Raw genomic sequence first — 14,945 nt, forward strand, 5'->3', positions numbered from 1 at the left:
GAGAGGGGAAGATTGATTTGTCTATCCCGTTTTGGTTAAGTATGCTAAAATATGGAATACTGATAGAAAAAAAGTTGGAAAACTAGGGTGCGAGGAGCTATTATGACATTTACATCGTTAACAGCTGCTTTGTTAAGTTTGGTCCTATTATTAAATATTATATTGGCTGTCTTTGTTGTCTTTTTAGAGCGGCGTGATGCCGGGGCGACTTGGGCTTGGCTTTTAGTGTTGTTTTTTATTCCAGTTGCGGGATTTATTTTGTATCTCATTTTTGGACAAAACTTAAGTCGTAAAAAAATTTTTGAATGGAAAGATAAAAATAAAATCGGCATTATGGAGATTACGAAAAATCAAATTGAACTCCTTCAAAGAGGAGAGTTTCCTTTTCATGATAACCGGACAGTTCGATACAAGGATCTTATCTATATGTTGCTCGTCAACGATCGATCCGTCCTCACTCAAGACAATCATGTAGAAATTTTTACAGACGGTAATGATAAATTTCGTTCCCTTTTTAAGGACTTGAACGAGGCGAAAGATCATATTCATTTAGAATATTACATTATCCGTAAGGGACAACTTGCTAATGAACTTTTAGAAGTACTTGTAAAAAAGGCTAAAGAAGGGATAGCGGTTAAAGTTTTATATGATGCAATGGGTTCGAGAAGACTGCCGAGGAAATTTTTCAAACCATTAATTGATGCTGGCGGGAAAGTTAGCGCGTTTTTTCCCTCTGTAATCCCCCATCTAAATTTGCAAGTAAATTTCCGTAATCATCGGAAATTAGTCATTATTGATGGCAAACTTGGGTATGTAGGGGGATTTAATATTGGGGATGAGTATTTAGGATTAAATAAAAAATTTGGGTATTGGCGAGATACCCACTTGAAAATAACCGGACAAGCCGTGTATGGAATGCATACAAGATTTATTCTTGATTGGAATCAAGCTTCACCTGACAAGATTAGCTACGAAGATCGGCTTTTTCCTGTGATGGAGCCAATGGGTGATACCGATATTCAAATTGTTTCCAGTGGACCTGATTCCGAATGGGAGCAGATCAAATATGGTGTGATTAAATTAATATCATCAGCGAAGAAATATATTTATATACAGACACCTTATTTTATTCCAGATGCGAGTGTGCTTGATGCATTGAAAATAGCGGCTCTTTCAGGTGTAGATGTTAAATTGATGATCCCGAATAAACCTGATCATCCCTTTGTTTACTGGGCTACCTATTCCTATGTAGGAGATTTATTAAAAACGGGTGCAAAAATCTATATTTATGATAATGGCTTTATTCATGCGAAAAAGATTATTGCTGATGGGAAAATTGCTACTATTGGAACTGCAAATATAGATGTTCGAAGTTTTCGATTAAATTTTGAAGTTAATGCATTTTTATACGATCAAGTACTCGTCGAGCAATTGGTGGATATATTTCATGAAGATATGAAGTTGTCGAATGAATTAACATGGGAGCAATATCAAAATCGTTCGCTCTACATTCGCTTTAAGGAATCCTTTTCTAGGCTTCTATCCCCCATTTTGTAAGAAAAGGATTAAGAATATGGAGTGAGAGATGAAATGAAATGGTATACAGTAGGATCAGCATCCATTTCTGCTTCGTGGATTGCTATTTTGATTGCTGTGCTACTTACATCGATATTTCTATACTTTCGAAAAAATAAGTTTGTTTCTGACTTGTTTGGAAACGCCGTCTTTATATGGTTTTTCATATGGAAGTTTAGTGTTGTTTTATTCCAATTTAAATTAAGTCTCTCTAATCCGCTTTCCATCCTTTACTTTTCTGGAGGGATAAAGGGATATTGGCTAGGAATGGCAATAGCTTTTGCTTATGCCTACTTCAAGTTAAGGAAGCACCCTCATGAAAAGTCCTCCTTTGTTGCAGCTTGGGTATGCGCGATTATTTCCTATGAAGCAGCATCGGCTTTTCTAATACAAGAATCTTATGTTTGGACGATCATTCAATTAGCCATAGGTGCTCTCTTTCTCTTCTTCTATTTACAACAAGGAAATAAAAAATATTGGAGTGAACAATTATTTGTTTTGTTCACCGGAATACAGGCAATCCAATTTTCACTTCGTGGAGAATTGTTTACAACAGAGATGGGAACGTATATCTTAATGGTTATTATATTTAGCTTGCCATTAAGAGATTGGAGGTTTTTCCGTGAATAAAAGGTTTTTTGGGCTAGCGATTATCGGAATATTGGCTGGTATATTAATCATTAATATTATTCAAGATGCACGTGCGAAAAATGAGGCCAAGCAACAAATGGAAAATATGCTTACAGAAGCGGACGGTTTTGATGCAGAACGAATCATATCTCAAGGGGTGGCGAAAGGAGAAATCCCTCCGGATTTTGAATTAGAGACGTTGGATGGGACAACGATAAAGTTATCAGATCTCTCTGGAAAAAAGGTACTACTCAATTTCTGGGCTAGTTGGTGTGGCCCTTGTAAAGCCGAAATGCCGCATATGGAAAATTTCTTCCAAAAAAAGGCTGAACAACTTAATGTAGAAGTAATTGCTGTGAATATGACACAGTCAGAAAAGCTTGGGAATAAACGTGAGAAAGTAGAAAAATTTAAAGATGAATATGGCTTAACGTTCCCAATACTGTTAGATATAGATGGAGATGTGGAGAGGCAGTATGGAATTATAGCCATTCCAACAACTTTTTTTATTGGAACAAATGGAGTTATACAAAATAAAATTGTTGGCCCAATGGATGAGGAAATGATGGAAAAGCTTGTGAAAGAGCTTAAGTGAAATATCACGCTTAAATAAATTTTCCCATTTCATTGACTTTTAAAAGATTAATAGCTATACTTATTTCCAATAAGTTTAATCGTAAATATACTCTTATCGAGAGCGGCGGAGGGATTAGGCCCTGCGATGCCCAGCAACCTTCAGAGGGTTCTATCTGAAAAGGTGCTAAATCCTACAGATCTTAATGGTCTGAGAGATAAGGGGAGGAAATGAAATCAAGCCCTCTTCTTATTTTGGAAGAGGGCTTTATACATATCCTTTTCCACTCGTTATTCGAATCTAAAACAAATATTTTAAATTTAAGGGGGATGGAAAATTATGACGCAAGGAAACTTAAAACCAGAAACATTGCTTTTGCATGGCGGCCAGGATCCGGATGAAACAGGTGCTCGTGCAGTACCAGTTCATAGAACGACTTCCTATGTATTTAAAAATACGGAGCATGCTCAAAAGCTATTCGGCCTACAGGAAACAGGTAATATTTATACACGGATTATGAATCCAACGGTTGATGTATTTGAAAAGCGGGTTGCTCTACTTGAAGGTGGAACTGCTGCAGTTGGATTATCGTCAGGAATGGCAGCAATAGCTTTTTCTATTTTGAATATTACTCGTGCCGGTGACGAAATTATCGCAGCTAGTGATCTGTATGGTGGAACATATAATTTATTTGCCGTTTCTTTACCTAAATATGGTATTAATGTGAAATTTGTCGATCCAAAAAATCCAGAAAATTTCAGAAAAGCGATTACTCCGAAAACAAAGGCAATTTTTGGAGAAATTATCGGAAATCCTAGTCTTCATGTTCTTGATGTGGAAGCTGTAGCGGAAATCGCCCATGAAAATGGGATTCCTTTAATGATCGATAGCACTTTTGCAACTCCATATCTTTGCAAACCAATTGAATGGGGAGCAGATATTATTATCCATTCGGCTACAAAATGGATTGGCGGTCACGGTACAGTAATTGGCGGTGTCGTTGTCGACGCTGGAAAATTTGATTGGAATTCAGAGAAATTCCCTGATTTTGTCGAACCAGATGAAACGTATCACGGGCTTCGCTATGGTATTGATGTACCAAATGCCGCGTTCGCGACAAAACTTCGTGTACAGTTACTTCGTGATTTCGGTCCTTGCCTCAGTCCTGATAATGCATTTCAACTCCTTCAAGGTTTGGAAACATTGCATTTAAGACTTAATAGGCACGTTGAAAATGCCAAAGCGGTTGTGAAATTTTTACAACAACATGATGCCGTTGAGTGGGTTTCATATCCAGGCTCGGAAGATCATCCATCTTATAAACTTGCCCAAAAATATTTACCTAAAGGTGCTGGCTCCATGATTGTTTTTGGCATAAAAGGCGGCCGTGAAGCAGGTAGACTCATTATTGATAACGTGCAGTTATTTTCACATGTAGCGAATGTTGGAGATGCCAAGTCGTTAATTATTCATCCTGCATCTACTACCCACCAGCAATTAAGTGCGGAAGAGTTGAAGCTGGTCGGTGCTACAGAAGAACTTATTCGTCTATCTATTGGTCTTGAAGCCATTGAAGATATCATTGCTGATCTTGAGCAAGCCATTGCAAAAGCAGTAGAAGCAACTTCTGTGAAATAAGTAGCTGGATTTATTAATAAGGGGCTGGGCGCAAAGCGTTGCAGCCTTTTTCTTTTAGAGAGCAATCCGCTAGAGATAGGTCAGTATTTATTTTCTTTGCTTTTTCTTTATATTATCGCGTTCTTCTTACTATCAAGGTACATGCATAATTATTTAAGGGAGGATTTGAAATGCCAATCATTAAAGCGGCATTACTAGGACTTGGAACAGTTGGAGAAGGAGTCTATGAAGTGATTCAGACTTCTCAAGAGCAACTTAAAAAACTTCTAGGTGCCGAAGTGAAAGTCGTTGGGATATTAATTCAAGATCCAGAAAAGCAGCGGCAAGTAGCAAAGGATGTCTTAGTCACAACTGATTTTGAAGAGATCCTAGCTATTCCAGGGCTTAACGTGATTTTTGAATCGATCATTGGAGATGATCCAACAGTTTCTTATTTAAAACGTGCTATTGAGCAAGGATGTCATATTATTACAGCTAATAAGGCGATGTTTGCTAAACACGGTGCGGTCCTACAACAAAAAGCACTCGAACATGATGTGGAAATTGCTTTTGAAGCAACGGTTGCTGCTGGCGTACCGATCATTCGCACGATTAAACAACAATTACAAATAAACAAGATTGAGAGAATTCAAGGGTTATTGAATGGAACTTCAAATTTTATCTTAACGGAAATGAGAAAGAACCAGCTTCCTTTTTCAGACGTTTTAAAACAGGCTCAGGAGCTTGGTTATGCAGAAGCAGATCCTACCAATGATGTGGAAGGTTATGATGCCTTCTATAAATTAATGATTTTAAGTCAGTTAGCCTTTGGGCGCCAACCAAATTGGGATGAAGTTGATTTATCGGGGATTGCTAGTATCCCAAATGAACAAATTCGCACAGCTAGTGGTCGCTACAAGCACATTGCTGAAATACAGAAAGTTGGTAATGAAATTAAAGCATCTGTAAAGCCAGTTCTTACGGATGAAAACCATCCTCTGTACAATGTAGAGGGAGTCGACAATGCGATCGTCCTCGAGACAAATCTTGCCGGCAAGATTACAATCCAAGGACCTGGAGCGGGAAGCAAACCAACAGCAAGTGCTATGATTGAAGATTTTATCCATATCTTTCAGAGTAAAAAAGCGACATCAGTACTCGTTTAATACCATTCGACAAAATTCGGGGCGTGCCTGTCACGCCCCGAATTTGCTTTTATTTCATAACTTGTCCTTCTGCCGCATAGTATGTATGGAAGATGCTTAAAAGGTGCTGCGAGGAGGAAGTGTATGAAGCGTAGGTGGGTAATGATCATTTCCCTTTGCTCCTTTTTCTTAGGGGCGAGCGGTGTATATGCTTGTTTTACTTGGTTTTTCCCTATTGGGGGAGTGAATGATGCAAAAGTACAGTTAGAAGGGGAAAACCCTTTACCAAATTTAGAAAAAGTGTCAGAAGCCTATCAGTTAATTCAAAAGCTTTACGTTGAAGAAGTGGATGAAAAAAATTTGATACAAGGCGCGATCCAAGGGATGGTAGGGACATTAAAAGATCCATATTCCGTTTATATGGATGAGGCAACAGCTGAAAAATTTGATGAAAGCTTAGATTCTAGTTTTGATGGGATTGGTGCACAAATCGCAATTCAGGACGGTAAGCTTGTCATTATTTCTCCAATTAAAAATTCTCCAGCAGAAAAGGCAGGATTAAAAGCAAAAGACCAGATTATTAAAATTGAGGGGGAAAGTGTCGAAGGTCTTGATTTATATCAGGCTTCTAAAAGGATTCGCGGAAAAAAAGGTACTGTAGTCAAACTTGAAATTATTCGAAGTGGTTTACCTAAGCCAATGACAATCGAAATTACAAGGGATGAAGTGCCTCTTTTAACCGTTTTTTCCGAAGTGAAAGAAAGCTCAGGAGAGAAGATCGGTTATATTGAAATAACATCATTTGCTAGAGATACAGCAAAAGATTTTTCAACTGAACTAAAGCATTTAGAAGAACAAGATATTGCAGGGCTCATTATTGATGTACGTGGTAATCCTGGCGGCATGCTTACGAGTGTCGAAGGAATCCTTCTTGAACTTGCGACAGGAGCAAAACCGTATATTCAAATTGAAGAGCGATCTGGAAAGAAAAGTACTTATTTTTCAGAACTAAAAGAAGAGAAACCCTATCCGATCACTGTATTAATTGATGAAGGAAGTGCATCTGCTTCGGAAATATTAGCGGCAGCATTACAGGAAATCAACGGGTATTCTCTCATTGGAAAGCGAACATTTGGTAAAGGAACTGTTCAACAAGCACTTCCTTTAGAAGGCGGGGGTAATATAAAATTAACGATGGCTAAATGGCTGACGCCTGATGGAAATTGGATTCATGGTAAAGGTATCGCTCCGACGATTGATGTTCGGCAACCTGCTTATTATTATTCCCATGCCCTACAGTTAGAAGAACCGTTAGTACTTGATATGAATAATGAGAATGTGAAAATTGCCCAAGAATTACTACAAGGTTTAGGGTATGGACCCGGACGGACAGATGGATATTTTGATAAACAAACAGAGAATGCTGTACGAGCTTTTCAATCGATGGAGAAACTTCCAATTACTGGACAGGTGAATGAAGAAACTGCGGTGAAATTAGATGAAAAGATTGAAGAGCTCGTTCAGAATGAGAAAAATGATTTGCAATTACAAGTAGCTTTGAAAACTATACTACAATAAATATATAGATTGATAGGGTCAGGCTAATCAAATATTAGAAGCCTGGCCTTATTTTTTTCTGCTGGAACCTTATATTTTCAATAGAATTGAGCTATTTCACATATGATTTGTTGTGAGATTCTGCTAAAATAGGAGTAACTTTATCGTTCAGGAAGGGGTGTGGCAGAATGTTGGAACTTGTATTAGAAATAGGTAAGGGGCTTGGGAAATTCTTTCTTCATCCTGTTTTCTATTTTTCTATCATTTGGGTTATGGCGGCTGGTTTTTTTAGAATAAAAAGGGAGCGGCGGGATTTTCATATTAGGATTCAAGAACCTTTACACGAGTTGCGATCTTTATTTCCAGCAGGAATTGTGGTGGGGGTTATTCTTACCGTTCTTTTCATCGCAATCGGGATGACGATTCCGTTGTCATTTCTATCAGCAATTGCCATTGCTACTATGGTACTAACAGTTATCGGAAATGCACGTCTATTATCTCCAGCATTCACCATCGGCTTACCAATTGTAGCGGTCTTGATCATCCAGTTACTTTCTCTTAACCTTTCATTTTTCCCCGTTTTGGAAACGAATTATTTTATAGGGGCTGCTCTTTTAATGGGTGTGTTGGTTATGGTTGAGGGAATCTTAATGTTGAAAAATGGAAAGGTAGATGTGTCACCAAAGCTTCGGACAAGCAGAAGAGGACTTACGGTTGGTGCAATGCAAGCGAAGCGCTTTTGGCTTTTGCCCTTTTTTTTATTTCTGCCAACTGGTTCAATTGTCGCTCCATTTGAATGGTGGCCAGTTATTCATTGGGGGACGGAAAGTTATAGCTTGATTCTTTTGCCCTTTTTATTAGGTTTTCAACAACAAATTCAAACGACTCTTCCAGAAAAAGCTATTGAACGGCTTGGTAAACAAATATTGTTACTTGGGATCATTGTAACAGTCATTGCTGCTACAAGTATTTTCTCGCCAATATATATATCGGGCGCTGCTACTGCGATTGCCATCTTGGGAAGGATTTGGATTGCTTATCGTCATCGAGTGAAGGAAAATACTACACCTTATTATTTTGCCCCTCGAAACAATGGTGTTATGGTTTTAGGAGTTCTTCCTGATTCACCGGCAGAAAAGTTAGGGTTGAAAACGGGAGAAATCATTCAAACTTGTAACCAGGTAAAAATAAACAATAAAGATGAATTATATAGGGCATTATTAAAAAACCGTGCTTATTGTAAATTAGAAGTTTTTGATCAAAATGGAGAAATTCGTTTTGTTCAAGGAGCACTTTATGAAGGTGATCATCACGAACTAGGTATCCTTTTTATTGATAAAAGGAATAAATCACATTCACCTAAGGCAATATGAGTTAACAGTTCATACGCTAAATATATTTTCACAAAGCTGACACAGCCAAACTGCTACCTAATATTTACGTACCGTCTAGGGGTATGATAGGATAAGAAGCAATAGATATAAGCTAAAGAGGTGTCATATGAACAAAAAGACGTTGATGATTGTTACAGTTCTTGTATTTGCTGTCATTGTTGCAGCAATTGTCATTTTGAATAAACAGCTAGAGAAAACGGATCAAGAACAGAATGCAGGGAAAGAAGTTTCTATTAAAAATCAACCAACGATCGGGGATCCTGATGCTCCAGTTACGATTGTTGAATTTGGAGATTACAAATGCCCTGGATGCGCAGGGTGGAGTGAGAGTATTTATCCGAAGCTCAAAAAGGATTATATAGATACGGGTAAAGTAAAATTCGCATTTATTAATGTTCTTTTTCATGGGCCAGAATCACTGCTTGCTTCTCTAGCTTCTGAGTCAGTCTATAATCAAGACCCTGAAGCATTTTGGGATTTTCACGATGCTTTATTTGCAGCACAGCCTACTAACCAACAGCATGATGAGCAATGGGTTACACCTGACTTACTACTAGATATTGCTAAAGAACATGCCCCGAACATTGATCTAGATCAATTAAAAAAGGATATAGTAGAGCAAGGTACCCTTGCAGCGGTAGAAATGGATAATCAACTAGTCACTGAGCACAATATTAAATCGACGCCATCCATTATCGTCAATGGTGTCTTGGTTAATGAGCCATTTGATTATGAGGCGCTTAAGGCATTAATTGAAAAAGGATTGAAATAAACTCATGAGAAATGAAAAAACAGTTAGTTTTTTTCAAGAATATATTCTCTATTTTGCTTGGGTTGTATCGATCATTGCTACATTAGGAAGCTTATATTTTAGTGAAATTAAGGGCTATATTCCATGTGAACTTTGTTGGTATCAGCGAATAGCTATGTACCCGTTGACGATTATTCTTGGAATTGCTGCCTTTTGTGATGATACGCGAATTAAAAAATATATGCTGCCTATCACCATTATTGGTGGCTCGATCTCGCTTTATCATTATTTAGTGCAAAAAGTTCCAGGGTTTGCTGCGATCAAGCCATGTGTACAAGGTGTTCCTTGTAATGCACAATACATCAATTGGTTTGGGTTTATTACGATTCCATTCTTAGCATTAACAGCATTTACTATTATTACGGTATTATTGTTCATGCTTCGTCAAAGAGATGCTAAAAAATAAGAAGGTGAATTCTCAGGAATTCACCTTCTTATTTTATTCTTCTTTTACATTCTCGGCTTCTAGATGCTCATTGGTCGACGTATCTTCGTCTTCAACATTCAATGGTCTACCCCAAAAGAAGTCCCACGGATTTCTTCTATGTTCCTTATCCCGTTGCTCTTCAATGATCTCTACATTTTTCGCATGGATGATCAAATTTTCTACATGTATTTCTTTTGGCTTTTTACCTTTTGACATTTCGACCCTCCTTGCCTATGTGATATAGATTTTTCTAACATGAAAAGGCGGAAAAACTCTCACTGATTAAAGTTTCTTTGTATCATATTCATGATAGGAATAAGTGTATAGGCGAATAATGATACAGATTAGAAGTTGTATTTTAAAATTCATTGCATACGGTGTGGGGGTATGATATGATTTTAGAAAACGAGGTGGATATATGTGGCTAAAGATCCCAAGCTAGTTAACGAAGAGCCTCATTGTGAATCGACGTCAGAACGAAAAAGTCATCATTCCGATAAGATAAAGAAAAATTTGGTTACAAGGCTTAATCGAATCGAGGGACAGGTTCGAGGAATAAAAGGATTGATTGAAAAAGATACGTATTGTGATGATGTCATTACCCAGATTTCTGCTACACAGGCAGCTTTGAATAGCGTAGCAAAAATCTTGCTAGAAGGTCATATGAAAAACTGTGTAGCTGAGAGAATCCAAGATGGGGATATGGATGTCCTGGATGAAGTATTAGTGACGATCCAGAAATTGATGAAGAAATAAAGTGATACTCCAACTAATGTGTGGTTGACACGTAATGGAATTTTAATATATGTATGGAGGGTTCCCTAGTAATTTTATGGGAACCCTTCTTTCTTAAAAGAACGGGAAGAAAGCTAAGGTCGCAATGGCTCCAAGTGCGACTCCCCAACCAAACCCCCAGCCCCAACCCCAACCGTATCCATAACCACCGTAATTGGATCGAGCTAAAGGCCGAAGATATACATGACTCGGAGAGACTCTATCGATAATTCCTCGATGTACTTGCCCATCCCTAGTTCTAATCATAACAGGACGGCCAATTCCGCGTTGGCAAGCATCGTAATACCTGGCTGACATGACAGCACCCCCTAATTAGGTATCTAACTCTCTCATTAATCTATGTTCAATTTATAGCTTTTGAATGGACAAAAACCATTGGCCAGATGCGGAAATAGATCGCTACAAACAGTGGACTCCGAATTTTTGTCATATTTACTAGGTGGGTAGCTTCCCTTTGGAACTTCTTATCATAAAGTAACGGTAGTAGCTAAAAATTGGGGGATTAGATATGACGATTAATTACCATGATGCATTAGCTAAAGGGGAAATAGCCGGAGCCCACCCTGGAGGCTTTTTTTTGACAAAACAATTATTTGAAGGAAGAGATATTGGAAAACATAGCAAAATTCTCGATGCAGGTTGTGGAATGGGGCAAACCTCTAGATATCTTGCAGAAACATTTGGCTGTTCTGTTGTTTCTGTTGACAAACATCCGCAAATGATTAAACATTTTCGAACGTGGCTAAATCAAAACCAACTACCTATAGAAATACTGGAAGCGAATATTGAAGGACCGTTGCCCTTCCCAGACTCTTACTTTGATCTAGTGATATCAGAGTCTGTTATTACGTTTACGAATATTAAAAAATCACTAGGTGAATTATACAGGGTGTTAAAAACTGAAGGGACTTATCTATGTAATGAGATGACAGCAGAGGATCATTTAGTTCAGGAGGAGGAATTAGAACTAAAGGAGTTTTATCAAATCGATCAGATTTTGACAGAATCAGACTGGATCGAGACAGTTAAAAGTGTAGGTTTTCAAAATGTGCAAGTACTTAAAGCGCGAACAATTCTTGAAGAACTTTTTGAATATGGGGAAGAGATGTTACATGATAATGCGGGAGCGGTTGTTTACGATGAATCGATTGATACTATATTAGGGGAACACAGCTTATTGTTAGCTAAATATGCTGAGAAAATTGGACATCGTGTGTTGGAGGCAAAAAAAGGGAATTCGGTGCCTAGAGGTAGATGACAACGCTCAATTATTGGGTTGGTCCTTTAATATTGGTCGCTTGAGTTAGAATCGTTCCCGTTATGTGATGAACTCCGGAAAAACGGTAACGATAAGTCTTGAATCGTTCCCGTTATGTGATGAACTCGGCAAAACGGTAACGATAAGTCTTGAATCGTTCCCATTATGTGATGAACTCCGGAAAAACGGTAACGATAAGTCTTGAATCGTTCCCGTTATGTGATGAACTCCGGAAAAACGGTAACGATAAGTCTTGAATCGTTCCCGTTATGTGATGAACTCCGGAAAAACGGTAACGATAAGTCTTGAATCGTTCCCGTTATGTGATGAACTCCGGAAAAACGGTAACGATAAGTCTTGAATCGTTCCCGTTATGTGATGAACTCCGGAAAAACGGTAACGATAAGTCTTGAATCGTTCCCGTTATGTGATGAACTCCGGAAAAACGGTAACGATAAGTCTTGAATCGTTCCCGTTATGTGATGAACTCCGGAAAAACGGTAACGATAAGTCTTGAATCGTTCCCGTTATGTGATGAACTCCGGAAAAACGGTAACGATAAGTCTTGAATCGTTCCCGTTATGTGATGAACTCCGGAAAAACGGTAACGATAAGTCTTGAATCGTTCCCGTTATGTGATGAACTCCGGAAAAACGGTAACGATAAGTCTTGAATCGTTCCCGTTATGTGATGAACTCCGGAAAAACGGTAACGATAAGTCTTGAATCGTTCCCGTTATGTGATGAACTCCGGAAAAACGGTAACGATAAGTCTTGAATCGTTCCCGTTATGTGATGAACTCCGGAAAAACGGTAACGATAAGTCTTGAATCGTTCCCGTTATGTGATGAACTCCGGAAAAACGGTAACGATAAGTCTTGAATCGTTCCCGTTATGTGATGAACTCCGGAAAAACGGTAACGATAAGTCTTGAATCGTTCCCGTTATGTGATGAACTCCGGAAAAACGGTAACGATAAGTCTTGAATCGTTCCCGTTATGTGATGAACTCCGGAAAAACGGTAACGATAAGTCTTGAATCGTTCCCGTTATGTGATGAACTCCGGAAAAACGGTAACGATAAGTCTTGAATCGTTCCCGTTATGTGATGAACTCCGGAAAAACGGTAACGATAAGTCTTGAATCGTTCCCGTTATGTGATGAACTCCGGAAAAACGGTAACGATAAGTCTTGAATCGTTCCCGTTATGTGATGAACTCCGGAAAAACGGTAACGATAAGTCTTGAATCGTTCCCGTTATGTGATGAACTCCGGAAAAACGGTAACGATAAGTCTTGAATCGTTCCCGTTATGTGATGAACTCCGGAAAAACGGTAACGATAAGTCTTGAATCGTTCCCGTTATGTGATGAACTCCGGAAAAACGGTAACGATAAGTCTTGAATCGTTCCCGTTATGTGATGAACTCCGGAAAAACGGTAACGATAAGTCTTGAATCGTTCCCGTTATGTGATGAACTCCGGAAAAACGGTAACGATAAGTCTTGAATCGTTCCCGTTATGTGATGAACTCCGGAAAAACGGTAACGATAAGTCTTGAATCGTTCCCGTTATGTGATGAACTCCGGAAAAACGGTAACGATAAGTCTTGAATCGTTCCCGTTATGTGATGAACTCCGGAAAAACGGTAACGATAAGTCTTGAATCGTTCCCGTTATGTGATGAACTCCGGAAAAACGGTAACGATAAGTCTTGAATCGTTCCCGTTATGTGATGAACTCCGGAAAAACGGTAACGATAAGTCTTGAATCGTTCCCGTTATGTGATGAACTCCGGAAAAACGGTAACGATAAGTCTTGAATCGTTCCCGTTATGTGATGAACTCCGGAAAAACGGTAACGATAAGTCTTGAATCGTTCCCGTTATGTGATGAACTCCGGAAAAACGGTAACGATAAGTCTTGAATCGTTCCCGTTATGTGATGAACTCCGGAAAAACGGTAACGATAAGTCTTGAATCGTTCCCGTTATGTGATGAACTCCGGAAAAACGGTAACGATAAGTCTTGAATCGTTCCCGTTATGTGATGAACTCCGGAAAAACGGTAACGATAAGTCTTGAATCGTTCCCGCAATGCGATGTTCTCAAGTAAAACGGTAACGATTAAATCCCAAGCATACCTCACATCTGAAAAGAGATCCTTTCAAAAAAGACAAAGGCAAGTTCAGAAAACTAATCCATTTTTCTGAACTTGCCTTTTAGGAATATTGGTATTTAATCCCAGCTCTAGCGCCCAGCGGCTAGCAAACTTCCTGTCCTTTTCCCTGCGATAAGTCAAAGGCCTAAAAGTTTGTACGTCGCTAACCGGGCGCTTCCGCTTTTATTATTCAGCTGCAGCAAAAAATGCTTTTGCTTTTTCTAAATATTTACTGTCTTCAGGAAGCATGTCCTCTTCATGGTAGATCGCTTCAACTGGGCAAACTGCTTGGCATGCTCCACAGTCGATACATAGATCTGGATCGATAAAGTATTGATCATCACCCTCAAGGATGCAGTCTACTGGACAAACTTCCACACATTCGCCGAATTTTTCGCCGATGCATGGAGCTACTATTACGTATGACATAAAAACAACCACCTTTATATTGATATCTCGCGCGATAAAAAGATTGTATCGGATGCGGATCGCTATCTAACAAAAATTGAATGCAATAATGATACATTACCAATATAGCAAATCCAAACTTCATTTTCAATTAGTCAATAAAGGAGAATCTTCACGAGAAGATGACTATTTCGTGAAAATGTTGACAATTTTAATGATTGAAGCATATAATGACATTGATATATGAATATATATACATATAATGAAGTAGGGGGATTGACAATAAGTGGAAAATCTACCAACTGAGCATGATGATCTAGATGAAGAGACGCTTTTTATTGTTTCACAAACGTTCAAAGCATTATCTGAACCGACTCGTATTCGGATATTACATCTATTATCTGAAAAGGAATATTCCGTTAACCAAATATCTGAAAAATTATCGTTATTACAATCAACGGTATCTCATCAGCTACGATTTTTAAAAAATTTACGACTCGTGAAGTATCGGAGAGAAGGAACAACCATTTACTATTCCCATGATGATGATCACGTGATGAATGTTTTAGAACATACGATTGACCATGCTAGACACACTTGA

The 14,945-nt window shown here is 38.5% G+C and carries 16 protein-coding genes and 1 riboswitch; of the genes, 12 read left to right on the plus strand and 4 right to left on the minus strand.

Annotation, left to right across the window (positions count from 1 at the left end; genetic code table 11):
* Positions 1-102 precede the first annotated feature (102 nt).
* From cls to BN1243_RS18035, 9 genes are all read left to right on the plus strand, one after another.
* On the plus strand, positions 103-1,557 hold the full coding sequence (cls, locus tag BN1243_RS17995; RefSeq protein WP_062109132.1) for a cardiolipin synthase: 1,455 nt from the start codon (positions 103-105) through the stop codon (positions 1,555-1,557).
* A 33-nt stretch (positions 1,558-1,590) separates the two neighbouring features.
* On the plus strand, positions 1,591-2,205 hold the full coding sequence (locus BN1243_RS18000; protein WP_062109133.1) for a hypothetical protein: 615 nt from the start codon (positions 1,591-1,593) through the stop codon (positions 2,203-2,205).
* On the plus strand, positions 2,198-2,800 hold the full coding sequence (locus BN1243_RS18005; RefSeq protein WP_062109135.1) for a peroxiredoxin family protein: 603 nt from the start codon (positions 2,198-2,200) through the stop codon (positions 2,798-2,800). The genes BN1243_RS18000 and BN1243_RS18005 overlap by 8 nt, the downstream gene beginning before the upstream one ends.
* A gap of 90 nt (positions 2,801-2,890) precedes the next feature.
* A riboswitch (SAM riboswitch) is annotated at positions 2,891-3,003 on the plus strand.
* A gap of 115 nt (positions 3,004-3,118) precedes the next feature.
* The gene (locus BN1243_RS18010; protein WP_062109137.1) at positions 3,119-4,417 is read left to right on the plus strand and encodes an O-acetylhomoserine aminocarboxypropyltransferase/cysteine synthase family protein; all 1,299 of its coding nucleotides are present in this window, start codon (positions 3,119-3,121) and stop codon (positions 4,415-4,417) included.
* A 170-nt stretch (positions 4,418-4,587) separates the two neighbouring features.
* A complete protein-coding gene (locus tag BN1243_RS18015; RefSeq protein ID WP_062109138.1) occupies positions 4,588-5,562 on the plus strand; it encodes a homoserine dehydrogenase in 975 nt (324 codons plus the stop codon).
* Positions 5,563-5,685: 123 nt separating this feature from the next.
* A complete protein-coding gene (locus BN1243_RS18020; protein WP_062109140.1) occupies positions 5,686-7,119 on the plus strand; it encodes a S41 family peptidase in 1,434 nt (477 codons plus the stop codon).
* Between the two features lie 167 nt (positions 7,120-7,286).
* Positions 7,287-8,471, plus strand: a complete 1,185-nt coding sequence (locus BN1243_RS18025; protein WP_062109143.1) for a PDZ domain-containing protein — start codon at positions 7,287-7,289, stop codon at positions 8,469-8,471.
* 127 nt (positions 8,472-8,598) lie between these two features.
* Positions 8,599-9,264, plus strand: a complete 666-nt coding sequence (locus BN1243_RS18030) for a DsbA family protein (RefSeq protein WP_062109145.1) — start codon at positions 8,599-8,601, stop codon at positions 9,262-9,264.
* 4 nt (positions 9,265-9,268) lie between these two features.
* The gene (locus BN1243_RS18035; RefSeq protein WP_062109147.1) at positions 9,269-9,709 is read left to right on the plus strand and encodes a disulfide oxidoreductase; all 441 of its coding nucleotides are present in this window, start codon (positions 9,269-9,271) and stop codon (positions 9,707-9,709) included.
* A 33-nt stretch (positions 9,710-9,742) separates the two neighbouring features.
* Here BN1243_RS18035 and BN1243_RS18040 read toward each other — a convergent pair whose 3' ends face one another.
* Positions 9,743-9,946 carry a hypothetical protein gene (locus BN1243_RS18040; protein WP_062109149.1) on the minus strand — a complete coding sequence of 68 codons (204 nt, stop codon included), beginning with the start codon at positions 9,944-9,946 and terminating at the stop codon, positions 9,743-9,745.
* 204 nt (positions 9,947-10,150) lie between these two features.
* Here BN1243_RS18040 and BN1243_RS18045 point away from each other — a divergent pair, with 204 nt between their 5' ends.
* A complete protein-coding gene (locus tag BN1243_RS18045) occupies positions 10,151-10,486 on the plus strand; it encodes a metal-sensitive transcriptional regulator (protein WP_154669896.1) in 336 nt (111 codons plus the stop codon).
* 93 nt (positions 10,487-10,579) lie between these two features.
* Here BN1243_RS18045 and BN1243_RS18050 read toward each other — a convergent pair whose 3' ends face one another.
* Complete coding sequence (locus BN1243_RS18050; protein ID WP_062109158.1) at positions 10,580-10,822, minus strand: DUF2642 domain-containing protein; 243 nt, start codon at positions 10,820-10,822, stop codon at positions 10,580-10,582.
* Positions 10,823-11,033: 211 nt separating this feature from the next.
* On the opposite strand from BN1243_RS18050, the gene BN1243_RS18055 reads away from it, so the two are divergent.
* Positions 11,034-11,783, plus strand: a complete 750-nt coding sequence (locus BN1243_RS18055) for a class I SAM-dependent methyltransferase (RefSeq protein ID WP_062109160.1) — start codon at positions 11,034-11,036, stop codon at positions 11,781-11,783.
* A 1,931-nt stretch (positions 11,784-13,714) separates the two neighbouring features.
* Here BN1243_RS18055 and BN1243_RS22780 read toward each other — a convergent pair.
* Complete coding sequence (locus BN1243_RS22780; protein ID WP_230200252.1) at positions 13,715-13,924, minus strand: hypothetical protein; 210 nt, start codon at positions 13,922-13,924, stop codon at positions 13,715-13,717.
* Positions 13,925-14,122: 198 nt separating this feature from the next.
* Entirely contained in the window at positions 14,123-14,365 is a 243-nt protein-coding gene (locus BN1243_RS18060) for an indolepyruvate ferredoxin oxidoreductase subunit alpha (RefSeq protein WP_195892132.1), read from the minus strand.
* Positions 14,366-14,630: 265 nt separating this feature from the next.
* Between BN1243_RS18060 and BN1243_RS18065 the strand changes: the two genes are divergently transcribed.
* Positions 14,631-14,945, plus strand: a complete 315-nt coding sequence (locus BN1243_RS18065) for an ArsR/SmtB family transcription factor (RefSeq protein ID WP_062109164.1) — start codon at positions 14,631-14,633, stop codon at positions 14,943-14,945.

The sequence above is a fragment of the Bacillus niameyensis genome, assembly GCF_001375535.1.
In the GTDB taxonomy this organism is placed as follows: Bacteria; Bacillota; Bacilli; order Bacillales; family Bacillaceae_C; genus Lederbergia; species Lederbergia niameyensis.

Coding starts and splice junctions, on each gene's coding strand:
- BN1243_RS18055 (WP_062109160.1), top strand. CDS start 11,034: ATGACGATTAATTACCATGATGCATTAGCTAAAGGGGAAATAGCCGGA.
- BN1243_RS18020 (WP_062109140.1), top strand. CDS start 5,686: ATGAAGCGTAGGTGGGTAATGATCATTTCCCTTTGCTCCTTTTTCTTA.
- BN1243_RS18015 (WP_062109138.1), top strand. CDS start 4,588: ATGCCAATCATTAAAGCGGCATTACTAGGACTTGGAACAGTTGGAGAA.
- BN1243_RS18030 (WP_062109145.1), top strand. CDS start 8,599: ATGAACAAAAAGACGTTGATGATTGTTACAGTTCTTGTATTTGCTGTC.
- cls (WP_062109132.1), top strand. CDS start 103: ATGACATTTACATCGTTAACAGCTGCTTTGTTAAGTTTGGTCCTATTA.
- BN1243_RS18060 (WP_195892132.1), bottom strand. CDS start 14,365: ATGTCATACGTAATAGTAGCTCCATGCATCGGCGAAAAATTCGGCGAA.
- BN1243_RS18035 (WP_062109147.1), top strand. CDS start 9,269: ATGAGAAATGAAAAAACAGTTAGTTTTTTTCAAGAATATATTCTCTAT.
- BN1243_RS18010 (WP_062109137.1), top strand. CDS start 3,119: ATGACGCAAGGAAACTTAAAACCAGAAACATTGCTTTTGCATGGCGGC.
- BN1243_RS18000 (WP_062109133.1), top strand. CDS start 1,591: ATGAAATGGTATACAGTAGGATCAGCATCCATTTCTGCTTCGTGGATT.
- BN1243_RS18050 (WP_062109158.1), bottom strand. CDS start 10,822: ATGTCAGCCAGGTATTACGATGCTTGCCAACGCGGAATTGGCCGTCCT.
- BN1243_RS18025 (WP_062109143.1), top strand. CDS start 7,287: ATGTTGGAACTTGTATTAGAAATAGGTAAGGGGCTTGGGAAATTCTTT.
- BN1243_RS18040 (WP_062109149.1), bottom strand. CDS start 9,946: ATGTCAAAAGGTAAAAAGCCAAAAGAAATACATGTAGAAAATTTGATC.